The organism is Streptomyces sp. NPDC043738, assembly GCF_056436545.1.
Genome location: NZ_JBWKCJ010000016.1, coordinates 159,996 through 185,480 on the forward strand (window position 1 = coordinate 159,996; position 25,485 = coordinate 185,480).

A 25,485-nucleotide genomic window follows, 5' to 3' on the forward strand; every position below is an offset into this window, starting at 1 on the left:
GTCGGCTGTCAACTCCCCTTATTCATAGTGCCCGTTGTGACCGGACAGCGCGGGCGGAGTGAGCGGATTCATAGCCGTGACGTCGCGCGGAGCCAGCTGGAAGCCCTGCCAGTGGACGGGCATCGGCTCCTGGTCCTCATCCCTGGCGACATGATGGAACCCGATGTTGACCCACGCGATGGGGTGTTTCAGCGGCTGGCCGTTGACCCAGGCGTCGACACTCTTGCCGCCGCGCGCACCGCAGTTGGCCAGGTTGTTGCTGGCGAACTGCTCACATTTCTTGTAGTCGGTGAAATAGATGTCGTGCTTGGTGTAGCCGCGGCCGGTGTACTTGCTGGTGTGCCCCGGCACGATCTCGTACGAGCGCGGGTGGCCGTCCTTGTTCTTGCCGGTGGCGCTCACCACCCGCCACCAGCGCATCGGGCCGGCGTCCCCGGCCAGCTCCTTGGTGACGGGGGTGCGGGTGGTGCGGATGGTGGGAGTGCGGCCGCCGGTGCGGGTGGTGGTGGCGGAGTCGAACTGCTCGACCTTGTTGCCGGAGGAGCCGTCCAGGCCGAAGTTCAGCCGCCAGAAGACATTGTGGCTGTGGCTGGTGGCGTAGTCCTTGGCGCCCTTGCCGATGGGCATGCCGCGGCCGTCACCGGCGTCGTAGTCGCCCGGTGAGACGGTGCCGGTGGCGCCGACCTGCATGGTCATGGTGCCGTCGCCGGAGAACCGCCACTCGGTGATGTACTCGTACCAGCCGACCTTGTTGACGGTGTAGAGCAGCAGGTCGTTGCCCTGGAGCTGGTAGGTCTTGGTGTTCTCGCCGGGGTAGGCGCCCAGCCGGTAGGCGTGGCCGCGGGCCCGGGTGGTGGCGCACAGTCCGTTGACCTCGGGGTGCGCGGGGTCCCAGGCGCCGGGCACCTTGACGGTCTTGATGGTGCCGCCGGGGCATTCGGCGGGGGCGAGCTTCTGCAGGCCCTGGGCGAAGCCCTGGCCGGTGAGGTCGTCGTACTCGTTCGTGCCGTCGTCGTAGGGGACGTGGATCTGGGCGAGCTTGGCGGTGGTGAGCACCTTGATCGGTGCGGGTTCGCCCTTGGGCTGGTAGGAGATGTCGTCCAGGACCAGGCCGGCGTTGCCCTCGTAGTGCCAGCACATCCGCCAGACCGTGCCGCCGTCGAGCGCCTGGGTGATGCGGTAGGCGGCGCTGCACTGGGGCGCGGGGGCCGGCGCGGCGGCGGGGGTCTCGGGGGCGGCCTGGGCGGCCGGGCCGGTCAGCAGGGCGGTCGCGGCGAGCAGCGGGGCCGCGGCGAGGGCGGCGGCGCGCCGGTAAGGGCGGTGGGTCGGGGTGCCGGTGGTGCGTCTTTGGCGCATGGTGGCGGCTCCATTGCGAAGGAGTGGAGGTCGATGGCGGGCCCGCTCGACGCGGTCAGCCCAGGCGGGCGACGGTGCGGGCGCTGAGGTCGATGACGAAGCGGCGGGTGTCGATCCACTGACCGTTTTTGATCTTGGTGAAGAGGCGGACGCAGCGGTGCTCCCCGCAGGCGGCGAGGGCGCCGGGCGCCTCGCCCTCCGCGCGCCCCCGGTAGACGAAGCCGGTCACGGCGAGCGGATCGGGGCCGGTGAGGTCGCGTCCGGTGGCGTCGCGGTAGTCCTGCCGCAGACCGGAGCCGAGCGGGGCGGCGATCAGCAGCCGCGCCGCCTGGACGGCCTCGTCGTGGCTTGGCGGCGGCTGGACGCCGTGCTGGGTGTCGGTCGACTCCACCTTCGAGGTGGTGAGGTTGACGGTCTTGGTGATGTAGCGGTCGCTCGCGTAGTCGTAGTACGAGACGTTCGCCCGGCGCGGCGGGTCGGCGAGCCCCACCTCCGACGGGCCGAGTTCGGCCAGGTCGGTGGTGAGCGGCTCGGGCCCCGGCTTGCCGGTGACGTCCTTGGCGACGCCGCGCACGGGGCGCGGCAGCGCCAGCTCCCGGGCGCGCCGGAGCTCGTCGTCGGTGAGCGGGTCGCGTCCCTGGCCGCGCTCCCCCTGGGCGCGGACCTGCTCGACGACACCGGGCGGCGGCTGCCCCGGGTCGCGCCCCTGTGCGGCCGCGCCCGCCGCGGCGGGCCGGGCGCTGCTTGCGTCGTCGGCGCCGGCGGGCAGTGTGACCGCCACCATGACGGCGGTGCCCGTCAGTGCGATGGCGGCGCTCGCGACGACCTTGCCGAGGTGGCGGTGCATCAGTTGGTGCACGGTTCCCCCCTGCTGTCACATTCCATGACACGCATCTCGGATCCCCCGTCAGTCCTCCAGTAGGACGTCCAATAGGACGAACCGACATCGCGACAGGTTGCCCACCATTCAGCCGAGATCCCAGGAAAAGACCGCTGTGTACGACAAGTTGCGACAGCTTGCGGAAGATTTTGCTTCGGTCCGCGGACGCGTGTCGTGGAGTCGCCGCAGCGCCCGACGAGAAAGTGGAAGAGTCTACGCATGCAGGTCTGGCCGGGACAGATGTATCCACTGGGTGCCACCTATGACGGGGCGGGCACCAATTTCGCGGTGTTCTCCGAAGCCGCGAAGCGCATCGAGCTGTGTCTGCTGCACGACGACGGCTCGGAGACCGCCGTCGAGCTGCGCGAGAGCGACGCCTTCGTGCGGCACGCCTACCTTCCGGGGGTGATGCCGGGGCAGCGCTACGGCTTCCGGGTGCACGGTCCCTACGAGCCGCAGCGGGGGCAGCGCTGCAACTCGGCGAAGTTACTGCTCGACCCGTACGCACGGGCCATGAGCGGCCGGATCGACTGGGACGAGGCGGTCTACGGCTACCACTTCGGGCGCCCCGAGGTGCGCAACGACCTGGACTCGGCGCCGCACACCATGGCGTCGGTGGTGGTCAATCCGTACTTCGACTGGGGTGACGACCGCCCGCCGCGCACCGCGTACCACGAGACGGTGCTCTACGAGGCCCATGTCAAGGGCCTGACGATGCTCCACCCGGAGCTGCCCGCGGAGCTGCGCGGCACCTACGCGGCGCTGGCGCACCCGGCGATCATCGACCATCTGACGGAGCTGGGGGTGACCGCCCTGGAGCTGATGCCGGTGCACCAGTTCGTCCAGGACCACCGGCTGGTGGACGCGGGCCTGACGAACTACTGGGGCTACAACACCATCGGCTTCTTCGCCCCGCACAACGCCTACGCGTCCTGGGGCGACCGCGGGCAGCAGGTGCTGGAGTTCAAGACCGCGGTACGGGCGCTGCACCAGGCCGGCATCGAGGTGATCCTCGATGTGGTCTACAACCACACCGCCGAGGGCAGCCATCTCGGCCCGACCCTGTCGTTCCGGGGGCTGGACAACGCCTCCTACTACCGGCTCTCGGACGACCGGCAGTACTACATGGACACCACCGGCACCGGGAACTCGCTGCTGATGCGCAGCCCGCACGTGCTCCAGCTGGTGATGGACTCGCTGCGCTACTGGGTGCAGGAGATGCGGGTGGACGGCTTCCGCTTCGACCTGGCCGCGACGCTGGCCCGGCAGTTCCACGAGGTCGACCGGCTGTCGTCGTTCTTCGACCTGGTGCACCAGGACCCGGTCGTCAGCCAGGTGAAGCTGATCGCCGAGCCGTGGGACGTCGGCGAGGGCGGCTATCAGGTGGGCAACTTCCCGCCGCTGTGGACCGAGTGGAACGGCAAGTACCGGGACACCGTCCGGGATCTGTGGCGGGGCGAACCGCGCACGCTGGCGGAGTTCGGGTCCCGGCTGACGGGGTCGTCGGACCTCTATCAGGAGGACGGGCGGCGGCCGCTGGCCTCGGTGAACTTCGTGACCTGCCACGACGGCTTCACGCTGCGCGACCTGGTCTCGTACAACGACAAGCACAACGAGGCCAACGGCGAGGACAACCGCGACGGCGAGCGCTACAACCGGTCGTGGAACTGCGGCGCCGAGGGGCCGTCCGACGATCCCTCGGTGCGGCGGCTTCGGTCCCGGCAGATGCGCAACTTCCTCGCCACCCTGATGCTGTCGCAGGGCGTGCCGATGCTCAGCCACGGCGACGAGTTCGGGCGCAGCCAGCAGGGCAACAACAACGCCTACTGCCAGGACAACGAGCTGTCGTGGGTGCACTGGCCGCAGGGCGTGCCGGGGGCGGGCACCGAGCCGCGGGCGGCCGACGACCCGGACGGGGCGGATGCGACGGATGAGGCGGCCGGGCCGCAGGAGGCACCGGAGGCGGACGAGGAGCAGCGGGCGCTGCTGGCGTTCGTCCGGCAGATGGTGTGGCTGCGGCGCGACCACCCGGTCTTCCGGCGCCGGCGGTTCTTCCAGGGCCACCCCATGGAGGGCACCCACGACGAGCTGTCGGACATCGCGTGGTTCACGGCCGGCGGCGGGGAGATGGGGCCGCGCGACTGGCAGTCGGTGCACGCCAAGTCGCTGACCGTCTTCCTCAACGGCAGCTCGATCTCCGAGCCGGGTCCGCGCGGTGAGCCGATCACCGACGACTCGTTCCTGCTGATGTTCAACGCCCATGACCAGGAGAAGGAGTTCGTGATCCCCGAGCACCTCGGCCGGCAGTGGCAGGTCGTGGTGGACACCGACCGGCCGGAGGGGGTGGCCGACGGCGCCGGCGCCAAGGTCAAGGCCGGCGACCGGCTGACGCTGACCGACCGGAGCCTGCTGGTGCTGCAGCGGCCGGCGTAGCCGCGTGGCATCCGGTCGGGCCGACCCCAGACGCCAGGCGGCCATCGAGCCGACGGACCGGTCGGGGTCGGCGAGCAGGGCGCGGGCCCGGACGTACCAGGCGGTGCCCCGGCGGGAGCGGGCGCACAGCGCGACGCTCCGGGTGCCGGCGTGGGTGTCCGACATCCACGGGCGCCGGGGCCGGCCCGGGCGGGCGGAGGCGTTCGGGTGACGCCATTGCCGGAAGGAGATGACAGATCGGGCCCCCGGCGGGGTACGGGTGTTCCCATGACGCAGCCATCGAGTCCGTCGCCGACCGCCACCTACCGGCTGCAGCTCCAGCCGGACTTCCCGTTCGCCGCCGCCGAGCGGGCCGTCCCCCATCTGGCCGCGCTGGGCGTCTCCCATCTGCATCTCTCCCCGGTTCTGGAGTCGGTGCCGGGGTCCACGCACGGCTATGACGTGGTCGACCACGCGGCGGTACGGGCCGAGCTGGGCGGTGAGCGGGGGCTGCGGGCGCTGGCCGCGACGGCCCGTGCGCACGGGCTCGGGCTGGTCGTCGACATCGTCCCGAACCACATGGCCGTGCCGGAGCCGGTGGCGCTCAACGGCCCGCTGTGGCAGGTGCTGCGCGACGGGCCGGTCTCCCCGTATGCGCGGTGGTTCGACATCGACTGGGACGGCGGGCACGGCGGGCGCCTGCTGCTGCCGGTGCTCCACGGGCCGCTCGGCGACGAGGCGCAGCACTTCCGCGTCGACGCCGAGGAGGGGGTGCTGCGCTATCACGCGCACACCTTCCCGCTGCGTCCCGGTACCGAGGACCTGCCGCTGGAGCGCCTGCTGCCGGCGCAGTGGTACCGCCTCGCCTGGTGGCGGCTGGCCCGCAGCGAGCTCAACTACCGCCGTTTCTTCACCATTTCGGAGCTGATCGGGGTGCGCGTGGAGGACCCCGAGGTCTTCGCGGCCACGCACGAAACGGCGCTGCGGCTGGTCCGTGACGGCGTCGTCGACGGGCTGCGGATCGACCACCCGGACGGCCTGGTGGACCCCGCCGCGTATCTGGCCCGGCTGCACGAGGCGACCGGTGGCCGCTGGACCGTCGTCGAGAAGATCCTCAGCGGCGACGAGCGGCTGCCCGCGAGCTGGACCTGCGCCGGCACGACGGGCTATGACGCGCTGCGGCACATCGACGGGCTCTTCGTCTGCCCGCAGGGCTCCGGGCGGCTCTTCTCCCACTACCGGGACTTCGTCACCCCGCTGGCCGACGAGGGCGGCGACTGGGAGGAGACGGTGCGCCGGGCCGCGTACGAGGTCGTCACCCACGATCTGGCCGCGGAGGTCGAGCGGCTGGTGCGGACCGCGGCACGGATCAGCGCGCGCGACCCGCGGCCCGGTGACCACGCGCCCTGGGCGCTGCGGCAGGCGATCCGGGAGCTGCTGGTGCGGCTGCCGGTCTACCGGCCGTACGCCGCCGACGCGACGCGGGCGGTGACGGACGCGGCGATGCTGGGGCGGGCGGCGGTGCGGGCGCGCGGCGCGTTCCGGGTGCCCGAGGAGGCGCGGGCGGTGGACCTGGTCCACGATCTGGCGCTGGGCCGGTGGACGGACGAGGGGGCGGGGAGCGACGGTCCGCAGGAGCCCGCCCCCGAGCGGCACGAAGCGGACCGCGCCGACTTCGCCGCCCGCTTCGCCCAGACCGCTTCCGCGCTGCGCGCCAAGTCCGTCGAGGACACCGCCTTCTACCGCTATCCGGTGCTGCTGTCGGCCTGCGAGGTCGGCGGCGACCCCGGGGAGCCGGCGCGCAGCCCCGCGGCCTTCCACGCCTACTGTGCCCGGATCCAGCGGGACTGGCCGGCGACGGCCACGGTGCTCTCCACGCACGACACCAAGCGCAGCGCCGATGTGCGGGCGCGGATCGCGGTGCTGTCGGAGTGCCCGGACCGGTGGCGGGACGCGCTCGGCGCGATGGGTGAGGCGGCGGTGTGCGGGGCCGCGGGCGGCTCGATGGACGGCGCGGGCCCGGCGGACCCGATGGTGTCCTGGCTCGCCTGGCAGACCGCGTTCGGCCTGGGCGCGCCCGCCGGGGAGTCCGCGGCGACGGGGACGCTCCCCCGGCTACCGCTGGGGGCACCCCCACCCGGCGACAGCTGGGGGAGGGTGGCGGCCGCGGTCCTGAAGTCCGTACGGGAGGCCGGGCTGCGCACCTCGTGGACCGAGCCGAACGCGGACTACGAGGAGGCGGTGGCGGAGTTCGTCCTGGGCGGGCCGTGCGGCCCCCCGGCCGCCCCGCTCGCCGCGCTGGGCGAGGAGCTGGCCCCGTTCATCCGCGCCAACGTACTGGGGGCGACGCTGCTGCACCTGACCATGCCCGGCGTCCCCGACCTCTATCAGGGCACCGAGCTCGGCTACGCCGCGCTGGTCGACCCGGACAACCGGCGGCCCGCCCGGTTCCGTCCGGAGCTGCTGGCCGAGCTGGACGGCGGGGCCGCGCCGCGCGATCTGTCCGGCGAGAAGCTGCGGCTGACGGCCACGGCGCTGCGACTGCGGCGCGAGCACCCCCGGTGGTTCGGCGCCGGTGCGACGTACGAGCCGGTGGAGGCCGAGGGGCCGGCGGCCGAGCACTGTGTGGCGTTCTGCCGTGGCGGGCGGGTGCTGACGGTGGTGACCCGGCTGTCACTGCGGCTGGTGGAGACCGGCGGCTGGTGGGACACCGGGCTCCGGCTGCCCTCCGGGGGGACCTGGCGCGGGCTGCTGAGCGGGCGGGAGCTGCCGGGCGGTGCGGTGGTGGGGCTGAGCGAGCTGCTGGAGGAGTCGCCGGTGGCGCTGCTCGTCCGCGAGTGACGCCCCGTCAGCCGCCGGGCGGGCCGGGCCGGCGGCCGTCGCCCCCGGCCCCGTCGGCGGCCCTCAGCAGCTCGGTGAACTCCGCGGCGGCACCGGTCAGTTCGACGCGCGAGAAGACCGTGATCTCACGCTGCCACAGCGGATCGGTGGTCACCGACGCACAGTCCAGGCCGCGCAGCTCATGGGCCGCGGTCAGCAGTACGCCGACGCCCGCCGACGCCATCCGCACGGCGGTCGAGCTGTGCTGGGTGCGCACGGCGGTGCGCGGGGTGAAGCCCACCCGCTCGCACTCCAGGTCCAGCCAGCGCCGGCCCTCGACCATCGGCTCCAGGCTGCACCGCACCCAGGGCCGGTCGGCCAGCTCGGCCAGCCGCACCGATTCGCGGGCGGCGAGCGGATCGCCGTGCGGCACGACCAGCACCATCCGCTCCCGCCCCACGACGGTGACCGGCCCCTGCCAGTCCTTGGGGCCCGGCCCGAGCGCCATGTCGGCGACACCGCGCGCCATGTGCTCCTCCAGCTCCTCGGTGGTGGCGTACTCGTGGAGCACCAGGCGCACACCGGGGTGCTCCCGGGCCCAGCGTGCGCAGACCTCCGGCAGCACCCCGATCGCCTGCGCGTGCACCGTCGCGATATGCAGCTCGCCGCTCTGCGCACCGCCGGCGGCCAGCGCGGCGCGGCGGGCCTGCCGGGCGCTGCGGACGGCGAGTTCGGCGTGCGGGAAGTAGGCCCGGCCCATCGCCGTCAGCCGCACCCCGCGGGGCATCCGCTCCAGCAGCGGGCCGCCGACCTCCCGCTCCAGCGCCTTGATCTGGTGCGAGAGCGCGGACTGGGTGACGTGCAGCGCCTCGGCGGCACGAGTGAAGGACTCCTCCTCGATGACCGCCACCAGATACTCCATCTGCCGCAGGCTCATCGTCCCGCCCCTCCCCGCCGCACGCCCGGCCTCCCATGACGATCCTTCATCACCACCATAGAAACATTGCCTTGGACTCATCGCCGCAGGTGGGCGGAGTCTGAACACATGCCTGATCGCATGAGTGAGACAGACTCGAACACCACGGACGTCATCGTCATCGGCGGCGGCACGGGCGGCTACAGCACCGCCCTGCGCGCCGCTTCCCTGGGCCTGCGGGTGGTCCTGGCCGAGCGCGACCTGATCGGCGGCACCTGCCTGCACCGCGGCTGCATCCCCAGCAAGGCCATGCTGCACGCCGCCGAGCTGGTGGACGGCATCGCCGAGGCCCGCGAGCGGTGGGGCGTCAAGGTCACCGTCGACGCCCTGGACTGGCCGGCGCTGGTGGCCACCCGCGACGACATCGTCGCCCGCAACCACCAAGGCGTGGCCGGGCACCTGTCGACGGCGCAGGTCCGGGTCGTCAAGGGCACGGCGCGGCTGACCGGTCCGCGCACGGTCCACATCGAGGGCGCCGGGGAGGTGACCGCCCGGCGCGGCATCGTGCTGGCCACCGGCTCCCGGCCGCGCCTGCTGCCGGGCCTGCAGGCGGACGGACGGCGGATCGTGACCAGCGACGACGCCCTGTTCGCGGCCGAACTCCCGGCGTCCGTACTCGTCCTGGGCGGTGGCGCGATCGGCGTCGAGTACGCCTCGTTCCACCGCTCCATGGGCGCCGAGGTCACCCTCGTCGAGGCGGCGCAGCGGCTGCTCCCGCTGGAGGACGAGGACGTCGGCCGCCACCTGGCGCGCGGTCTGAAGAAGCGCGGCATCACCGTCCGTACGGGTGCCACCCTCACCGGCACCGAGCTGCTGCCGGACGGGGTCCGGGCCACCGTGACCACCGCCGGCGGCGAGGAGCTGGTGATCGAGGCCGAGCGGCTGCTGGTCGCGGTGGGGCGCGCCCCGGTGAGCGACGGGCTCGGCCTGGAGGCCGCCGGACTGTCCACGGACGCCCGGGGGTTCGTCGTGCCCGCGGACTGGTCGCGGCTGGAGACCGCCGTACCGGGCATCCACGTGGTCGGGGATCTGCTGCCGCCGCCGTCGCTGGGGCTGGCCCACGCCTCCTTCGAGGAGGGCCTGCTGGTGGCCGAGACCCTGGCGGGCGTCCCCACGCGGCCGGTGGACTACGCGACCGTCCCGCGGGTGACGTACTCCTCGCCGCAGACCGCCTCGGTCGGTCTGACCGAGGCCGAGGCGCGCGCCCGCGGCCTGGAGATCAAGGTCAACTCGATGCCGCTCGCCGCCACCGCCAAGGGCATGGTGCACGGTCAGGGCGGCATGGTGAAGGTGATCGCGGCGGCCGACGGTGCGGGCGGCGAGGCCACCGGTGTGGTGCTCGGCGTGCATCTCGTCGGGCCGCACGTCTCCGAGATGATCTCGGAGAGCCAGCTGATCGTGGCCTGGGACGCCGAACCCTCCGACGTCGCCCAGCACGTCCACGCGCACCCGACCCTGTCGGAGGCGGTCGGCGAGGCCTTCCTGACGCTGGCGGGCCGCGGTCTGCACCAGCACTGAGCGACGGGTTCGCCCCCGCGGACCGGACGATCAATTCGGTTGCGCGGGGGCGCGCCACTGGTCAGCATGGCCCGGTCAGCACGACCCTCACTGAAGCAGGAGCACGGAATGCGCGGATTCCTCGGAACGACCCCTCGCCCCGTCCGGACGACCGTTCTTGAGGAATCCACCTTCCATGCTTGTCTCGCACACCCTGAACATCGGCATTCTCGCCCACGTCGACGCAGGTAAGACCAGCCTCACCGAGCGGCTGCTGTTCGACACCGGCGCCATCGACCGGCTCGGCAGCGTCGACGCCGGCAGCACCCGTACGGACACCGGCGAGCTGGAGCGGCAGCGCGGCATCACCATCCGCTCGGCCGTCGCCTCCTTCACCGTCGGCGAGGTCCAGATCAACCTCATCGACACCCCCGGGCACTCCGACTTCATCGCCGAGGTCGAGCGTGCCCTGGGGGTGCTCGACGGCGCCGTGCTGCTGCTGTCCGCGGTGGAGGGCGTCCAGGCCCGGACCCGGGTGCTGATGCGGACACTGCGGCGGCTGCGGCTGCCCACCCTGCTCTTCGTCAACAAGATCGACCGGGTCGGCGCCCGGGGCGAGGCGCTGCTCGCGGACATCCGCCGCCTGCTGACGCCGGTCGCCGTCCCCATGACGTCGGTGTCCGGCCTCGGCACCCCACGGGCGCGCTCGGTGCCGTACGCGCTGGAGGACCCGGGGGTCCGCGACCGGATCGCCGAGGCGGTGGCCGAGGCGGACGAGTCCGTGCTGGCCCAACTGGTCGAGGGCCCGCCGCCCACCGCTGACGGGCTGCGCGCCGCCCTCGCCGCGCGCACCGCCGACGGTTCGCTCCACCCCGTGTACTTCGGTTCGGCACTCGGCGGCCAGGGCGTCGGCACGCTCATCGACGGCATGGTCCGGCTGATCCCACCGGCCCCGGTGGTCACGGGCACCGAACCCCGCGGCACGGTCTTCGCCGTCCACCAGTCTCCGCGGGGCGAGCGCACGGCCCATATCCGGCTCTACGAGGGCGAGTTGCGGCCCCGGCAGCGGATCGAACTGCACCGCCCGGGTGCGCCGGACGGTGCGAGCGGCCCGCTGACCGGCCGGATCACCGCACTCGACGTCATCGGGCGGCCGCCCGGCGACGACGGGCCGCTGACCCCGGGAAACATCGCGGTGCTCCGCGGACTGCCCGGCGTCCGGACCGGCGACCGCCTCGGCCCGCCCACCGGCGCCGGCGCCGAGGCCGGTCTCTTCCCCTCCCCCACCCTCGAAACCCTCGTCCGGGCCGGCGATCCGGCACGCGCCGCCGCGTTGCGCGCCGCGCTGCTGGCACTCGCCGACCAGGACCCGCTGCTGCAGGTCCGCCCCGCGCCCGACGGTGCCACCTCGGTGCTGCTGCACGGCGAGGTGCAGAAGGAGATCATCGCGGCCACCCTGCGTCAGGAGTACGGCATCGAGGCCGCGTTCGCACCGAGCCGGGTGGTGTGCGTGGAGCGGCCGTGCGGCGTCGGCGAGGCGCTCCACGAGATCGCCCGGCGCGGCCACACCGGGCCCTGGGCCACGGTCGGACTGCGCGTCGAACCGGGCGCCCGCGGCTCCGGCCCGGTCTTCGCCTACGAGACGGAACTGGGGGCGCTTCCGCACGGCTTCCACCAGGCCGTCGAGGAGACCGTACTGGCGACCCTGCGGCGCGGCCCGCGCGGTCTGGCGGTGACGGACTGCCGGGCGGTGCTGACCCGCTCCGGCTTCATCGGCCCGGTCAGCACGGCCGGGCACTTCCGCGCGGTCACGCCCGGCGTGCTGCTGCGCGCCCTGGAGCGGGCCGGCACCCGGGTGTACGAGCCGTACCACGCCTTCGAGGCCGAGGTCCCGCTCGCCGCGCTCGCGCCCGTGACCGCCCGGCTGGCCGCGCTGGGCGCGGAGTTCGGCGAGACCTCCGGCGGCCGGCGCTCCTGGCTGCTCGGCGGCGCCCTGCCGGCCCGCCACGTCCAGGAGTTCGAGGGGCTGTTGCCGGGGCTGACGCACGGCGAAGGGGTGTGGATGTCGTATCCGTCGGGCGACCGCCCGCTACGACAGGACGCGGCGTCGCTCGGGGAGGGGAGCTAGCGCTCCGTCAGCACGTAGTCCACCCTGCCGAAGGTGATGTGGTCGCCGGGGCCGACGGGGACCTCGCCGACCACCCGGCGGCCGTTGACGCAGGTGCCGTTCGTGGAGCCGAGGTCGCGCAGCAGCCAGCCCTTGCCAGTGCTGCGGAGTTCGGCGTGGGCGCGGGAGACCGTCTCGTGGTTCAGGCGCAGGCCCACTCCCGGGGCCCGCCCTATGAGCAGGGGGAACGGTCCCGGCTCCGGCAGCAGGAGCTTGGGCAGCCGCTCCGTGCGCCAGGCCCTGCGCACCCGTATGTGGAAGGCGGATACCCGGCCGACCATCCTCAGCAGGGTGCCCTGGACCTTGCCGTGGCTCTCCAAGTCGGCGGTGGCCAGGTCGAGTTCGGAGTGCTGTTGGGCGGTGAGGACGAGTTCCAGGCGCCGCAGGAAGGTGTCCTGGGACAGCCGTCCCTGCGCCGCGCCGTCGCGCAGCAGATCGAGAGCGCGTTCCCGGTCGGCATCCGACGGGCGCGCCGGGCGCGCGGGGAACTCGAGCGAAGTCATGCCGTGATTGTCCGACCACCGCGAGCCGCTGTCCAGGCGATGTAGGTGCGCGGGGCGGTCGACCCGGTCACGTCGGCCGGCTCCCCGGAACGGCCCAGCGCGATGGCGCATTGTCGGCCCGCACCGCCCCGCCGGGCTGTGCGGCGGCGCGACGACATGCTTGGCTCGTGGGAACCGCCGCGATCGAAGGAGGACGGCCGTGCTGTTCGAGGTATGGGCGCCGAGGGCCGGGCAGGTCGTCCTCCAGTGGGCGGGGGACCGGGCCGGTGAACCGCCGGTCGCGATGGAACGGGACGAGGCCCGCGCGGGCTGGTGGCGCGCCGAGGCGCCGGCCCGCGACGGCGACCGCTACGCCTTCCGGCTCGACGGCGGGCCGCCACGGCCCGATCCGCGCGCCGCACGGCTGCCGGACGGCCCCGGCGGGCCCGGCGCGGTCGTCGAGCACGACCGGTTCGGCTGGCGGCATCCGTGGTCCGGCCGCCCGCTGCCCGGCGCGGTCCTCTACGAGCTGCACATCGGGACGTACACCCCCGAGGGCACCTTCGACGCCGCGGCCGCGCGGCTGCGGCACCTGGCCGACCTGGGGATCAGCCATGTGTCGCTGATGCCCGTCTGCCCGTTCCCGGGCACCCACGGGTGGGGGTACGACGGGGTCGCGCCCTGGGCGGTGCACGAGCCGTACGGCGGGCCCGACGGGTTCAAGCGGTTCGTGGACGCCGCGCACGGCCTCGGCCTCGGAGTCGTCCTCGACGTGGTGCACAACCACCTCGGCCCGTCGGGCAACCATCTCCCGGAATTCGGGCCGTACTTCACCGAGACCCATCACACGCCGTGGGGAGCGGCGGTCAACCTCGACGCGCCCGGCTCCGACGAGGTGCGCGGCTACCTCGTCGGCAGTGCGCTGGCCTGGCTGCGCGACTACCGACTCGACGGGCTGCGGCTGGACGCCGTCCACGCGCTGCACGACGACCGGAGCCCGCACTTCCTGGCCAAGCTGTCCGCCGCCGTGGACGGGCTGGCCGGCCGCCTGGGGCGCCCGCTGTTCCTGATCGCCGAGTCCGACCTCAACGATCCGCGCACCACCGCGCCCCGGGAGAGCGGCGGCCAGGGCCTGCACGCCCAGTGGAACGACGACTTCCACCACGCCCTGCACACCGCGCTCACCGGCGAATCCCAGGGCTACTACGCCGACTTCGCGCGCGCCCCGCTCGCCGCCCTCGCCAAGACCCTGACCGGCGGCTTCTTCCACGACGGTACGTACTCCAGCTTCCGCGGCCGGGTGCACGGCGCGCCGCTGGACCTGCGCGGCACGCCCGCGTACCGGCTGCTGGCCTACGCCCAGACGCACGACCAGGTCGGCAACCGCGCGCTCGGCGACCGGCTCGGCGCCGGCGTGCCCCCCGGGCTGCTCGCCTGTGCCGCCGCGCTGGTGCTGTGCTCGCCGTTCACCCCGATGCTGTTCATGGGCGAGGAGTGGGGGGCGAGAACCCCCTGGCAGTACTTCACCGATCACACGGATCCGGAGCTGGCGGAGGCGGTACGGGCCGGCCGGCGGCGCGAGTTCGCCGCGCACGAGTGGGCGGGCGAGGTCGGCGACTGGCCCGACCCCCAGGCCCCGGCCACCCGCGCCCGCTGCGTCCTGGACTGGTCCGAACCGGCCCGCCCGCCCCATGCCCGCCTGCTGGCCTGGCACCGTACGCTGCTGACGCTGCGCCACGAGCTGCCCGCGCTGACCGACCCCGATCCGCGCCACACCGACGTCCGCTTCGACGAGGACGCCCGCTGGCTGCTGCTGCGGCGCGGCCCGCTGCGGGTGGCGGTCAACCTGGGGCGGGACACCACGGCGGAGATCGCGGTGGCCGACCGGGACACCGACCTGCAGGCACTGGCGGGCTGGCCCGAGGCCCGGCTCCCCGGCACGGACGGCGTGCTGCGGCTCCCGCCGGAGTCCGTGGTGGTCCTGGGCCCCTAGGGGGTGGCTGTGATGGACACTGGAGCTGTGCCCCTGCGTATCTCCGACCTCCTGGCCAGGCCCGATCTCCGTCTGTCGGTCACCTACGAGGTGCCGCCGCGGCTGCTGGACCGCACGGTCGAGGCGGCGACCGTCTCGGATCTGCTGACGCCGGGCAAGTGGCTGCAGGGCGGGGAACTGCTGATGACCATCGGCCTGTTGCTGCCGATGGAACCGGCCGCCTGCCGGGCCTACGTCCGGGACGTGGCCGAGGGCGGGGCCGCGTGCCTGGCGCTCGGGCTGGGGCAGGGACTGCCGTACCAGGAGGCGCCGCGACCACTGGTGGCGGCGGCCGAGGAGGCGGGCCTGCCGCTGCTGACGGTGCCGGACGAGGTGCCGTTCATCGCCGTCACCAAGGCCGTCTTCGACGCGCGGGCCGATGAGCAGCGCGCGGCGCTGCACCGGGCGTTCGCGACCCAGCGGCGGCTGACGGCCGCCGCGGCGGCCGGCGACGGGCTGCGGCCGATGCTGGCGGAGTGGACGGCCGCCACCGGGGTCGGCGCCGCGGTGCTCGACCCGCTGGGGCGCCTGCTGGCGGCGGGCGGGCGCGCGCCGCAGCCACCGCCCGCGCAGGCCCGCGAGCTGATCGAACGGGTCGCCACGCGCGGACTGCGCGGCAGCGCGTCCAGTACGGCCGCGGGGCAGCAGCTGGAGGTGCAGCCGCTGGGTGCGCGGCGGCTGCGCGGTCTGCTGCTGCTCACCGGCAGCCCGGACGAGGCCGCCCGCTCGGTCGTCCCCGGCCTGGTCTCGCTGCTGTCCCTGGAACTGGAGCGCCGGCATCTGCGCGACGAGCCCGAGCGCCGCCGCAGGTCGGCGCTGCTCTCGGAGCTGCTGGCCGACGAGGATCCGTCCGCCGACCGGGCCCGGGACATCCTGCACTCGGTGGGGCTGACCGCCGAGCGGGTGCGGGGGGTCGTGGTGGAGCCGGGCGGCGGGGACGGTGCGGCCGGTGCCGGGCGGCCTGTGGGAGACACGGCGCAGGACGCGGCTGCCGACGCCGCCCAGGAGACGGCCGCCGATCTGGCCCTGGCGATGCCCGGCGGCCTGGTCCGGGTCACCGACGCGGCGCCGGGCGGCGCGCCGGGCCGGCTCATCGAGGCGGTGATCGGCGAGGAGCTGGACATCCGCGATGTGCTCGCCCGCTTCGCACCGCACTGCCCCGCGGGCATCGGCCCGGCCACCGCCCCCGAAGCGGTACGGGTGTCGCTGCGTCAGGCCGCCGGTCTGCTCGCCGTCAGCCGGTCCAGCGGTGAGCCGGAGGAGGCCCGGCAGAGCCGGTCCAGCCGGCTGCTGCTCGACCTCGGTGACCGCCGTACGCTGCACGGCTACGCCGACTCCGTGCTGGGTCCGCTCGACCTCGCGGACAACGGCGAGGAGCTCATCGCCACCCTGGCGGCCTGGCTGGAGACCGGCGGCGCCTGGGACGCCACCAGCCGCCGCCTCGGCGTCCACCGGCACACCGTACGCAACCGCCTCGACAAGGCCATGGACCTCACCGGCCGCCGCCTCGACGACCCCGACGACCGCTTCGACCTGTGGCTGGCCACCCGCATCCGGCGCGGCGGCGCACCGTCCGCCCACGCCGCCGCCCGACCCGCTCCCCCGCCGCCCCCCACACCACCAGCCCGGTGACCGACGCCGCTGTGTGCCCGCCCCGCCTTTCGTTCTCCCCTCCACACCGTCTTTACTTCGATGGTGACCTACGAGATCCGCACCCTAGAACCCGGCGCCGCCGGCCCAGCCCCCACCGCCCCCGCTCTCGGCTCCGTGCGGGGCGGCGGACGCGGCACCCTGGTGGCCGTCAGCGACCTGCACATCCGCTACAAGGAGAACCGCGAGATCGTCGAGCGGTTAAGACCGCAGTCCCAAGACGACTGGCTGCTGGTCGCCGGCGACGTCGGCGAGTACGTCTCCGACATCCGCTGGGCGCTCGGCCTGCTCAGCGAACGGTTCGCCCAGGTGGTGTGGGTGCCGGGCAACCACGAGCTGTGGACGCCGCCGGACGACCCGGTGCAGCTGCGCGGCGTGGCGCGCTATGAGCATCTGGTGGACATCTGCCGGGAGTTGGGCGTCCTGACGCCCGAGGACCCCTATCCGGTCTGGGAGGGCGTCGGCGGACCCGCGGTCATCGCCCCCCTCTTCCTCCTCTACGACTACACCTTCCGCGAGCCGGGGCTGACGTCGAAGGCGGAGGCGCTCGCCCGGGCCGAGGAGGCCGGGGTGGTGTGCACCGACGAGTTCCATCTGCACCCGGACCCCTATCCGACGCGGGAGGCCTGGTGCCAGGCGCGGGTGGCGGCCACCGAGGCCCGGCTCGCCGCCGTCCCGGAGGAGCTGCCGACCGTCCTGATCAACCACTGGCCCGTGGTGCGCGAACCCACCCGGCCGCTGTGGTACCCGGAATTCGCGCTGTGGTGCGGTACGGAGGCGACCGCCGACTGGCCGCGCCGGTTCCGCGCCGCCACCGTCGTCTACGGCCATCTGCACATCCCCCGGCTGCTGATGTGCGACGGAATCCCCCACCAGGAGGTGTCGCTCGGCTACCCGCGTGAGTGGCAGCGCCGCTCCGGCGAACCGGGCCGCCCGGTCCAGATCCTTCCCGCCCCGGTCGCGGTCGCGCCCGGCGTCACGGGGAGCCACGCATGATCGACAAGTTGCTGCCCGCGCCGATCGTGACCGCCGAGGCCTTCCAGGACGCGCCCCTGTCCGAGATGTTCCCCGAGGAACGGGCGCTGGTGGCCAAGGCGGTGCCCAAGCGCCAGCTGGAGTTCGGCACCGTACGCAGCTGCGCCCGCAGTGCGCTGTCCCGGCTGGGCTTCGCCCCCGCGCCGCTGCTGCCCGGCCGCGACCGGGCGCCGCAGTGGCCGGCCGGTGTCGTCGGCGCGATGACGCACTGCGCCGGCTACCGCGCGGCCGCGGTGGCCCAGCGGCGGGACATGGTGACCGTCGGTCTGGACGCGGAGCCGAACCTGCCCGTGAACGACCCCGGCGTCCTCGATCTCGTCACCCTGCCCGAGGAGCGCGCCCAGCTCCGCCATCTGGCGGACCTGGAACCGGAAGTCAGCTGGGACCGGCTGATCTTCAGCGCCAAGGAGAGCGTCTACAAGGCCTGGTACCCCCTCGCCCAGCGCTGGCTGGGATTCGAGGACGCCCTGCTCACCCTCGACCCCACGGACGCCACCTTCACCGCCCGTCTCCTCGTCCCCGGACCCGTCGTCGACGGCAGGGAGGTCACCGAGTTCAGCGGGGGGTGGCTGGTCGAGGCCGGGTTCGTGGTGACGGCCATCGCCATGACGGCATGAGGCGGGGCTGACGGCCGACGGCCGACAACGGCGGGGCCGGCGGCGGGAAGGGGTGGATCCCCGCCCGCCGCCGGCCCCGCGTGTCGTCCGGTGTCAGCCGTCGTGGTCGGCCCTCAGTCCTCGTCCGCCGTCAGCCGCAGCGAGATGCTGTTGATGCAGTACCGCTGGTCCGTGGGGGTCGGGTAGCCCTCACCCGCGAAGACGTGCCCCAGGTGCGAACCGCACTTCGCGCAGCGGACCTCCGTCCGCACCATGCCGTGGGAGCGGTCCTCGATGAGCTCGACCGCCTCGGAGTCCTTGGGGTCGTAGAAGGACGGCCAGCCGCAGTGGCTCTCGAACTTGGTGTCGGAGCGGAAGAGCTCGGCGCCGCAGGCACGGCAGGAGTAGGCACCGGCGGTCTTGGTGTCGGTGTACTCGCCGACGAACGCGGGCTCGGTGCCGGCCTGCCGGAGCACCTGGTACTCGGCGGGGGTCAGCTCGGCGCGCCACTGCTCATCGGGCTTGTCGATCTCGTACGGCATCTGGGTGCCTCCTCCTCAGCTCAGCTGCCCAGGCGGGTCAGGACGGCGGGGCCGAGGTCGGTCACATCGCCCGCGCCCATGGTGAGAACAAGGTCACCGGGCCGGGCCATTCCGGCGATCACGTCCGGGACGGCGGCCTGGTCGCTCTCGGCGGTGACCTCGGCGCCGGCGGCACGCGCGGCGTCGATGATCAGGGAGCTGGTGACGCCGGGAATCGGGTCCTCGCGGGCCGGATAGATGTCCAGGACGACGGAGGCGTCGGCGAGGGCCAGCGCCTGGCCCATCTCCACGCCCAGCTCCTGGGTGCGGGAGAAGAGATGCGGCTGGAAGACGACGAGGATGCGGCTGTCCGATCCCTGCGTGGCGCCGCGGATGGCCTCCAGGTCGGCGGTCATCTCCGTGGGGTGGTGGGCGTAGGAGTCGATGACCTGGACGCCGGCGGCCTCGCCCTTGAGCTGGAGGCGGCGCTTGACGCCGGTGTACTTGCCGAGGGCGGAGGCGAGGTTGTGCGGCGGCAGGTCCAGGGCGACGCCGGCGGCCAGGGCGGCGACGGCGTTGTGGGCGTAGTGCCGGCCGGGGACGGAGACGGTGAAGGTGAGGATCTTGCCGCTGGTCAGGGTGACGGTGACGTCGCTGGTCAGGCCGCGGGGGTTGACCTTGAGGATGCGGACGTCGGCGTCCGGTGACTCGCCGTAGGTGACGACCTCGATGTCGTAGCGGCCGGAGATCTTGGCGGTCAGCTCGCGGGCGCCGGGGTGGTCGGCGGCAATGACCAGGGTGCCGCCCGGGCGGATGCGGCCGACGAAGGTCTCGAAGGACTCGTAGATCTCGTCCATCGAGGCGTAGTTGGCGTGGTGGTCCAGCTCGACGTTGAGGACGATGGCGACCTCGGGGGCGTACTTGTGGAAGCTGCGGTCGCTCTCGTCGGCCTCGGCGACGAAGATCTCGCCGGAGCCGTGCTCGGCGTTGGAGCCGGGGGCGTCGAGGTCGCCGCCGATGGCGTAGGACGGCTTGAGGCCGAGGGCGCCGAGGGAGACCGCGAGCATGGAGGTCGTCGTCGTCTTGCCGTGGGTGCCCGCCACCGCGATGGGGCGCAGGCCGTCCATGAGGGAGGCGAGGGCGTCGGAGCGGTGCACGACGGGGATGCCGCGCTCATGGGCGGCGGCCAGCTCGGGGTTGTCGGGGCGGATCGCGGAGGAGACCACGACGCTGGTGGCGTCGGCGGCGAGATGCCCGGCGGCATGGCCGATGTGGACCGTGGCGCCGAGGTCGCGCAGGGCCCGAGCCGTCGCGGAGTCCTTGGCGTCGCTGCCCGCCACCTGGGCGCCGCGCTGCGCGAGGATCTTGGCGATGCCCGACATGCCGGCTCCACCGATGCCGATGAAGTGCGGCCGTTCCATCGAGGCTGGGATGGCGGGTGCCATGGTGCGTCTCCCTGATCGTCGATCATCGCGAGCGGTACTGCTGTCGTTCTGTCGTGCTGCCGATGATTCTCGCACCCGGCACCGACAGCACCGGTCCGCGGACCCCGGCCGGCGACGGCACCGGCCCGCGGGGCGCCGCTCAGCGGCGGATCAGGCCCTGGGCGGTGGCGGCGGCGACCGCGGACGTGCGCGAGTCCACGCCCAGCTTGGCGTAGATGTGGACGAGGTGGGACTTGACGGTCGCCTGGCTGAGGAAGAGCCGCTTGCTGATCGCGGCGTTCGACAGGCCGTCGGCGACCAGCTGCAGGACCTCGGTCTCCCGGCGGGAGAGCGCGGTGGCGGGGGTCCGCATCCGGTCCATCAGGCGCAGCGCGATGGTGGGCGCGAGCGCGGACTTGCCGGCGGCGGCGGTGCGCACCGCGGCGGCCAGTTCCTCCGGCGGGGCGTCCTTGAGGAGGTAGCCGGTGGCGCCGGCCTCGATGGCGGCGAGGATGTCGGCGTCGGTGTCGTACGTGGTCAGCACCAGGACCCGGGGGGCACCGGGGCGGGCGGCGATCGCGGCGGTGGCCTGGGAGCCGAGCATCCGGCCGCCGAACTGGAGGTCCATGAGGACCACGTCGAGGTCGCGCCCCGCGGCGAGCTCGACGGCCTGCTCGGCGGTGGCGACGTCGGCGACGACCTCGAAGTCGGGCTCGGTCTCCAGGACGGCGCGCAGCCCGGCGCGCACGACGGGGTGGTCGTCGGCGAGCAGCAGCCGGATGACGCAGGCCCCGCCCTGGGGCGAGGCCGGCGTCCCGGGAGAGTCCGTAGGGGTCACGAGGCGGCCTCCGGGGTGGCGGGTGCTGCGGTGCAGGGCAGGGTGACGGCGATGGCGGTGCCCTCTCCGGGGGCGGACTCGACGGCGAGGGTGCCCTGGAGGGCGCGGGCTCTGGCGCGCATCGCGGCGAGGCCGAAGCCGGTGCCGGAGGCCGCCGCGGAGCCCGGTGCGGGCACCTCCGCGGGCACGAATCCGGCGCCGTCGTCGACGACGTCCAGGGCGACCTCGGTGTCCATGTAGCTGAGGGTCAGCTCGACCCGGTCGGCGGCGGCGTGCTGCACGGTGTTGGCGAGCGCGGACTGGGCGATGCGCAGCAGGGCCACCTCGTGCGGGGTGGGCAGGGCGGTGGGCGCGCCGGAGACCTGGCAGTGCACGGCGAGACCGGACGTACGGGCGGTGGTGGCGCAGAGCCGTTCCAGGGCGGCGGGCAGCGTGCCCGCCTCTAGGTCGGGTGGGCTCAGCGCGCGCACGAAGCGGCGCGCCTCGGCGAGGTTGTCCACCGCGGCGGTACGGGCCTGCCGGACATGGCCGAGGGCCGTGCCGGGCCGCTCCGGCAGGGCGCGTTCGGCGGCCCGCAGCAGCAGCTGGATGCTGGACAGGCCCTGGGCGAGGGTGTCGTGGATCTCGCGGGCCAGCCGCTCGCGCTCGGCGAGTACTCCGGCGGCGTGTTCCGCCGCGGCGAGTTCGCTGCGGGCCGCGGTCAGCTCCTCGATGAGGCGGCGGCGCTGTTCGCTCTCCCGATAGAGGGCCTCGTAGCCGAGGACGACGGCGACGGCGACGGCGGCGCCCAGCGCGGGCCCGAGCACGGTGCCGACGCTCAGGGTGTGGGTGTGCCAGCCGAATCCGGCGACGGCGACGGCGGTGGTGGCCACGACGGCGGGCAGCGCCCAGCGCAGCGGCAGCAGATGCAACTGGACGAAGAAGAGCGGGAAGGCCAGCCAGACGCCGTCCGGGGTGAGGGCGAGCAGCACCAGCCAGAGCAGGCCCACGGCGCCCAGCCAGAGGGCGGCGGCGCCCGTGGAGCCGCGCAGACGGGGCAGCCTGGGCCCGATCGCGTACACGGCGAACAGCGCGACGGCGGTGGGGATGACGGCCGCGGCGTCCGGCGCGTGGTCGGCGACGGCGCGTACGGCGGCCAGCCCGAGCAGCGCGGCCACCATCAGATGCAGGCAGCTGCGCAGGACCCGCAGGACGGGGGTGAGGGAGTGATCGGTCACGGCTTCTTCGGTCACGGCCTCTTCAGGCTAAGGGCCACCTTCACCTGCGGCATCAATCGAAGGGTTGATCCCGGGGCGCACCTTTCGACGCCGGTGAACCACTCCGCGGCGCGATGCCGCGGCCCCACCCGGGAGGCGACCGTGGACGCCAGCCGCCGGGCAGTGGGTCCGGCGCCCGGATCCGAGGAGAGCTGCGCCGGTGTTCGTCGCCTGGAGAGACCTGAGATTCGCCAAGGGGCGGTTCGCCCTGATGGGCACCGTCGTCGTGCTGATCACGGTGCTGGTGGGACTGCTGTCCGGCCTGACCGCGGGCCTGGGCCGGGAGAACACCTCGGCGATCACCGCGCTGCCCGCCGACCACCTGGTGTTCTCCGCCCCCGCCGGGGACGACGCCGTTGCCTTCACCGGTTCGCGGCTGCCGGAGCGGACCGTGGGGCAGTGGGCCCGGGTGCCGGGCGTACGGTCCGCCGAACCGTTGGGGATCACCACGACGAAGGCCGGTGCGGACGGGCGGACGGCCGCGGTGTCGGCGTTCGGGGTCCGCCCGGGTTCGCGGCTGGGCCCGGACACCGGGCAGGTCGGCGAGGGTGCGGTGGTGCTGTCCGAGAAGGCCGCCGAGTCGCTCGGTGTGCGGACCGGGGGATCACTGACACTGGGCGGCCGTACGGTGCGCGTCGCGGCGGTGTCGAGCGCGGCGATGTACAGCCACACACCGGTGGTCTGGACGACGCTGGGCGACTGGGCGCGGCTGTCGGGCGGCTCCGGGGGCCGGGGCGGCGGCTCCGCTCCCACCCCGGAGGCGACCGTGCTGGCCCTGTCCACCACCGGGAGCGCCGATCTGGCGGCCGCCGACAAGAAGCTGGGCACCCGGACCGTCACGACCGACGACGCGCTGCGGGCGATCGGCTCGTACTCCGCCGAGAACGGCTCGCTGCAGCTGATGCGGGGCTTTCTATTCGCCATCTCCGCGCTGGTCATCGGGGCGTTCTTCACGGTGTGGACGATCCAGCGCAGCGGCGACGTGGCCGTGCTGAAGGCGCTGGGCGCCTCGACCCGCTATCTGCTGCGGGACGCGCTCGGCCAGGCCGTCGTCCTGCTGGTGATCGGTACGGGCCTGGGCACCGCCGTGGCGGCGGGGGTGGGTGCCGGGATCGGCGGCGCGGTGCCGTTCGTGCTCGATCCGTCCACCGTGCTGATCCCCGCCCTGATCATGATCGCGCTGGGTGCCGTGGGCGCCGCGCTGTCCATCCGCCGCATCACCTCCGTAGACCCGCTGACCGCCCTGGGAAGTGCCCGATGAGCCTCGAACTGACCGATGTGACCCTCACCTACCCCGACGGCGGGGCTCGGCTGACCGCGCTGGACGAGGTCTCGCTGTCCGTGCCCGCCGGGTGTCTGACCGCGGTGATCGGGCCGTCCGGGTCCGGGAAGTCCAGCCTGCTCGCGGTCGCCGCGACGCTGATCGGCCCCGACAGCGGGCGGGTGGTGATCGACGGTACGGACACCGCGGGCCTGGGCCGCGGCGAGCTGACGGCGCTGCGCCGCACCACGATCGGCACGGTCTTCCAGCAGCCGAACCTGCTGCCCTCCCTGACCGCGGTCGAGCAGCTGCAGGTGATGGCCCATCTCGACGGCCGCTCGCCCCGTAGGGCACGCTCCCGGGCCCTGGAGCTGCTGGCGGCGGTCGGCCTGGACGGGCAGGCCCACCGGCGCCCGCACCAGCTGTCGGGCGGGCAGCGCCAGCGGATCAACATCGCCCGGGCGCTGATGAACGAGCCCGCCGTGCTGCTGGTGGACGAGCCGACCAGCGCACTGGACCACGAACGCGGCGCCGCGGTCCTGGATCTGCTGCTCACCCTCACCCACCAGCGCGCCACCGCGACGGTGCTGGTCACCCACGACGCCGCGCATCTGGGCGCGGCCGACGAGATCGCGGAGGTGCGGGACGGACGGCTGCGTCCGCGGGTGGGAGCCCGCTCCTGACGGACGCCGCTGCACCGTTTGGGACGGCCGCTGGGGCGGTGCGCCCCGCCCCGTAACCCGCGCGGGGTGCGGGTACGCCAACCGGGTGGCGTACCGGCACCGCGCACACGAGGTCAGGCAGACCCCTGGGGCTGGTCGTCCGCGGCGTGCGAGAAGAGCTTGAGCACCGGGACGCCGACCTTGTGGCGGGCGCGGGAGGCCCAGTCTCGGTGGAAGAACTCCTCGACGAAGTGCGGTGTGGTCAGCACGATCACCTCGTCCGCGCCGGTCTCGTCGACGACGGAGCGCAGCAGGTCCAGCGGGTGAGCCTCGACCACCTGTCCGATGGCCTCCGCACCCGCGTCGCGCAGCGCTTGCAGGGTGTGGGACAGGGCGAGGTCGGCGGGGGCGTCCGCCGCGCTGCCGCCCGGTTCCTCGCCCTCCCGTACGGCGTCGTCGAACTCGCCGAGGGCCACGTCGTCGATGGCCCGCAGCAGTACGTCCTGCTTGCCGCGCGGCTGCATCAGGACGACGAACGACATCGGGTCGTCGCCGTGGAGGGTCGTCACGAACTCCACGTCGGCGGGCGTCAGTGGCTTCTCGATCATCAATACGCTCGTGAACACGACGGACGCCCTTCTTCTCTTCGGGGCACTGCGGTGCGCGGTGCCCGACAGAAACCATCCTGCCCCGTCGCCACACGGGACTGCTGGCTTTTAGTGTGCCCAAAGGAAGCTAAGCGGAACAGATAATTCCGCCGATTGTCAGGACCGACGGTAGCGAGTGAAGAGAAACCCGGCCTCCTCCAATACGGACGCCAGGACGAACCGCTCGGGAACCGGGACGGCCGGTCCGTCCATGATCCTCGGCGCGGCACCCACGGCGACCACCGGGGCCAGCGTCAGACACATCTCGTCCACCGCCCCCGCCGCCGCGAACTGCCCCAGCAGCCGCGGTCCGCCCTCCGTGAGCAGCCGGGCGTACCCCTGTGCGGCCAGCACCCCGGCCACCCGGGCCGGATCGACACCCAGTCCCTCACCGGCGAACAGCACCTCGGCCCCCGCCTCCCGGGCCTTCGCCACCCGGTCCGCCGGCGCGCCCGCACCGGTCAGCACGAGGGTGGGGACCAGCGGCTCGGTGAACAGGGGCAGACCGAAGTCCAGCCCGAGACCGGCGGTGACCACGGCGATGGCGGGGGCCGGGCCCTGGCCGGCGGCGGCCCGCCGGGCGGCGAACGCCTCCCGAGCGCGGGCCGGCCGGTAGCCCTCCTGCCGTACCGTTTCCGCACCCACCACCACGACATCCGCGAGCGCCCGCAGCACCCCGAAGATCCGCATGTCGGCGTCGCCGGAGAGCGGCTGCGAGCGGCCCTCGTGATGCGCCGCGCCGTCCATCGACGACACCATGTTGGCGCGCAGCCAGCCGCCCCGCCGCGCGCGCGCCGGATCGTCCGGCGCCGGATACGCGTAGGCCTCGGCCAGCTCGTCCAGGGTCCACTCGCGGTCCTCCGGACCGGGCGGCGGCGCCGCGGCGTGGGTGCCGTCAGGAGAGGTCGCGGGCGGGGTGGGGAGGGGGAACAGGCGTCGCATGGCGGCAGTGTGACATGCCTCGCCCGGCGGC

20 protein-coding genes are annotated in these 25,485 nt (G+C 73.8%); 10 read left to right on the top strand and 10 right to left on the bottom strand.

Annotation, left to right across the window (positions count from 1 at the left end):
• Positions 1-18: 18 nt before the first annotated feature.
• Together AC0680_RS21880 and AC0680_RS21885 are read right to left on the bottom strand one after the other, a co-directional pair.
• The gene (locus AC0680_RS21880) at positions 19-1,356 is read right to left on the bottom strand and encodes a copper amine oxidase (RefSeq protein WP_478631203.1); all 1,338 of its coding nucleotides are present in this window, start codon (positions 1,354-1,356) and stop codon (positions 19-21) included.
• Between the two features lie 55 nt (positions 1,357-1,411).
• A complete protein-coding gene (locus AC0680_RS21885) occupies positions 1,412-2,215 on the bottom strand; it encodes a Tat pathway signal sequence domain protein (protein ID WP_478631205.1) in 804 nt (267 codons plus the stop codon).
• A 240-nt stretch (positions 2,216-2,455) separates the two neighbouring features.
• On the opposite strand from AC0680_RS21885, the gene glgX reads away from it, so the two are divergent.
• Positions 2,456-4,669 carry a glycogen debranching protein GlgX gene (gene glgX, locus AC0680_RS21890; protein WP_478631207.1) on the top strand — a complete coding sequence of 738 codons (2,214 nt, stop codon included), beginning with the start codon at positions 2,456-2,458 and terminating at the stop codon, positions 4,667-4,669.
• A gap of 267 nt (positions 4,670-4,936) precedes the next feature.
• Entirely contained in the window at positions 4,937-7,489 is a 2,553-nt protein-coding gene (gene treY / locus AC0680_RS21895; RefSeq protein ID WP_478631210.1) for a malto-oligosyltrehalose synthase, read from the top strand.
• A 7-nt stretch (positions 7,490-7,496) separates the two neighbouring features.
• Here treY and AC0680_RS21900 read toward each other — a convergent pair whose 3' ends face one another.
• Positions 7,497-8,405 (bottom strand): LysR family transcriptional regulator, encoded by a 909-nt coding sequence (locus AC0680_RS21900; RefSeq protein ID WP_478631212.1) that lies wholly within the window; start codon positions 8,403-8,405, stop codon positions 7,497-7,499.
• 120 nt (positions 8,406-8,525) lie between these two features.
• Here AC0680_RS21900 and lpdA point away from each other — a divergent pair, with 120 nt between their 5' ends.
• Together lpdA and otr(A) are read left to right on the top strand one after the other, a co-directional pair.
• Positions 8,526-9,962, top strand: coding sequence for a dihydrolipoyl dehydrogenase (gene lpdA, locus AC0680_RS21905; RefSeq protein ID WP_478631214.1), 1,437 nt, complete (start codon positions 8,526-8,528; stop codon positions 9,960-9,962).
• 175 nt (positions 9,963-10,137) lie between these two features.
• A complete protein-coding gene (gene otr(A), locus AC0680_RS21910; RefSeq protein WP_478631216.1) occupies positions 10,138-12,069 on the top strand; it encodes a tetracycline resistance ribosomal protection protein Otr(A) in 1,932 nt (643 codons plus the stop codon).
• Here otr(A) and AC0680_RS21915 read toward each other — a convergent pair.
• Positions 12,066-12,611 (bottom strand): FHA domain-containing protein, encoded by a 546-nt coding sequence (locus AC0680_RS21915; RefSeq protein ID WP_478631218.1) that lies wholly within the window; start codon positions 12,609-12,611, stop codon positions 12,066-12,068. The two genes, otr(A) and AC0680_RS21915, sit on opposite strands and share 4 nt — an antisense overlap.
• Before the next feature lie 199 nt (positions 12,612-12,810).
• Between AC0680_RS21915 and treZ the strand changes: the two genes are divergently transcribed.
• The 4 genes from treZ (at position 12,811) to AC0680_RS21935 (ending at position 17,924) form a co-directional block, all read left to right on the top strand.
• Positions 12,811-14,583 carry a malto-oligosyltrehalose trehalohydrolase gene (gene treZ, locus AC0680_RS21920; RefSeq protein ID WP_478631220.1) on the top strand — a complete coding sequence of 591 codons (1,773 nt, stop codon included), beginning with the start codon at positions 12,811-12,813 and terminating at the stop codon, positions 14,581-14,583.
• A gap of 27 nt (positions 14,584-14,610) precedes the next feature.
• Positions 14,611-16,254, top strand: a complete 1,644-nt coding sequence (locus AC0680_RS21925; protein ID WP_478631223.1) for a PucR family transcriptional regulator — start codon at positions 14,611-14,613, stop codon at positions 16,252-16,254.
• Positions 16,255-16,317: 63 nt separating this feature from the next.
• Positions 16,318-17,268, top strand: a complete 951-nt coding sequence (locus tag AC0680_RS21930) for a metallophosphoesterase family protein (RefSeq protein WP_478631290.1) — start codon at positions 16,318-16,320, stop codon at positions 17,266-17,268.
• Positions 17,265-17,924, top strand: a complete 660-nt coding sequence (locus AC0680_RS21935) for a 4'-phosphopantetheinyl transferase family protein (RefSeq protein ID WP_478631226.1) — start codon at positions 17,265-17,267, stop codon at positions 17,922-17,924. The genes AC0680_RS21930 and AC0680_RS21935 overlap by 4 nt, the downstream gene beginning before the upstream one ends.
• A 113-nt stretch (positions 17,925-18,037) precedes the next feature.
• Here the strand turns inward: AC0680_RS21935 and msrB are convergent, their stop codons facing one another.
• The 4 genes from msrB to AC0680_RS21955 all read right to left on the bottom strand — a co-directional run bounded on the left by msrB (position 18,038) and on the right by AC0680_RS21955 (position 21,918).
• Positions 18,038-18,445, bottom strand: coding sequence for a peptide-methionine (R)-S-oxide reductase MsrB (msrB, locus tag AC0680_RS21940; protein WP_478631227.1), 408 nt, complete (start codon positions 18,443-18,445; stop codon positions 18,038-18,040).
• 20 nt (positions 18,446-18,465) lie between these two features.
• On the bottom strand, positions 18,466-19,869 hold the full coding sequence (murC, locus tag AC0680_RS21945; RefSeq protein WP_478631230.1) for a UDP-N-acetylmuramate--L-alanine ligase: 1,404 nt from the start codon (positions 19,867-19,869) through the stop codon (positions 18,466-18,468).
• A 139-nt stretch (positions 19,870-20,008) separates the two neighbouring features.
• Complete coding sequence (locus tag AC0680_RS21950; protein ID WP_478631232.1) at positions 20,009-20,686, bottom strand: response regulator; 678 nt, start codon at positions 20,684-20,686, stop codon at positions 20,009-20,011.
• The gene (locus AC0680_RS21955) at positions 20,683-21,918 is read right to left on the bottom strand and encodes a sensor histidine kinase (protein WP_478631234.1); all 1,236 of its coding nucleotides are present in this window, start codon (positions 21,916-21,918) and stop codon (positions 20,683-20,685) included. The genes AC0680_RS21950 and AC0680_RS21955 overlap by 4 nt, the downstream gene beginning before the upstream one ends.
• Positions 21,919-22,102: 184 nt before the next feature.
• Here AC0680_RS21955 and AC0680_RS21960 point away from each other — a divergent pair, with 184 nt between their 5' ends.
• Entirely contained in the window at positions 22,103-23,203 is a 1,101-nt protein-coding gene (locus AC0680_RS21960) for an ABC transporter permease (RefSeq protein WP_478631237.1), read from the top strand.
• Positions 23,200-23,886 (top strand): ABC transporter ATP-binding protein, encoded by a 687-nt coding sequence (locus AC0680_RS21965; RefSeq protein WP_478631239.1) that lies wholly within the window; start codon positions 23,200-23,202, stop codon positions 23,884-23,886. The genes AC0680_RS21960 and AC0680_RS21965 overlap by 4 nt, the downstream gene beginning before the upstream one ends.
• Positions 23,887-23,999: 113 nt before the next feature.
• Here AC0680_RS21965 and AC0680_RS21970 read toward each other — a convergent pair whose 3' ends face one another.
• Together AC0680_RS21970 and AC0680_RS21975 are read right to left on the bottom strand one after the other, a co-directional pair.
• Positions 24,000-24,473, bottom strand: coding sequence for an indole-3-glycerol phosphate synthase (locus AC0680_RS21970; protein WP_384431734.1), 474 nt, complete (start codon positions 24,471-24,473; stop codon positions 24,000-24,002).
• A 156-nt stretch (positions 24,474-24,629) separates the two neighbouring features.
• Positions 24,630-25,454 (bottom strand): pyrimidine reductase family protein, encoded by an 825-nt coding sequence (locus tag AC0680_RS21975; protein WP_478631241.1) that lies wholly within the window; start codon positions 25,452-25,454, stop codon positions 24,630-24,632.
• Positions 25,455-25,485 lie beyond the last annotated feature (31 nt).

Excerpts from the sequence above, each read along its gene's own strand:
- AC0680_RS21880 (WP_478631203.1), bottom strand. The coding sequence starts at position 1,356 with ATGCGCCAAAGACGCACCACCGGCACCCCGACCCACCGCCCTTACCGG.
- glgX (WP_478631207.1), top strand. The coding sequence starts at position 2,456 with ATGCAGGTCTGGCCGGGACAGATGTATCCACTGGGTGCCACCTATGAC.
- treY (WP_478631210.1), top strand. The coding sequence starts at position 4,937 with ATGACGCAGCCATCGAGTCCGTCGCCGACCGCCACCTACCGGCTGCAG.
- AC0680_RS21900 (WP_478631212.1), bottom strand. The coding sequence starts at position 8,405 with ATGAGCCTGCGGCAGATGGAGTATCTGGTGGCGGTCATCGAGGAGGAG.
- lpdA (WP_478631214.1), top strand. The coding sequence starts at position 8,526 with ATGAGTGAGACAGACTCGAACACCACGGACGTCATCGTCATCGGCGGC.
- AC0680_RS21915 (WP_478631218.1), bottom strand. The coding sequence starts at position 12,611 with ATGACTTCGCTCGAGTTCCCCGCGCGCCCGGCGCGCCCGTCGGATGCC.
- AC0680_RS21935 (WP_478631226.1), top strand. The coding sequence starts at position 17,265 with ATGATCGACAAGTTGCTGCCCGCGCCGATCGTGACCGCCGAGGCCTTC.
- msrB (WP_478631227.1), bottom strand. The coding sequence starts at position 18,445 with ATGCCGTACGAGATCGACAAGCCCGATGAGCAGTGGCGCGCCGAGCTG.
- murC (WP_478631230.1), bottom strand. The coding sequence starts at position 19,869 with ATGGCACCCGCCATCCCAGCCTCGATGGAACGGCCGCACTTCATCGGC.
- AC0680_RS21965 (WP_478631239.1), top strand. The coding sequence starts at position 23,200 with ATGAGCCTCGAACTGACCGATGTGACCCTCACCTACCCCGACGGCGGG.
- AC0680_RS21970 (WP_384431734.1), bottom strand. The coding sequence starts at position 24,473 with ATGATCGAGAAGCCACTGACGCCCGCCGACGTGGAGTTCGTGACGACC.
- AC0680_RS21975 (WP_478631241.1), bottom strand. The coding sequence starts at position 25,454 with ATGCGACGCCTGTTCCCCCTCCCCACCCCGCCCGCGACCTCTCCTGAC.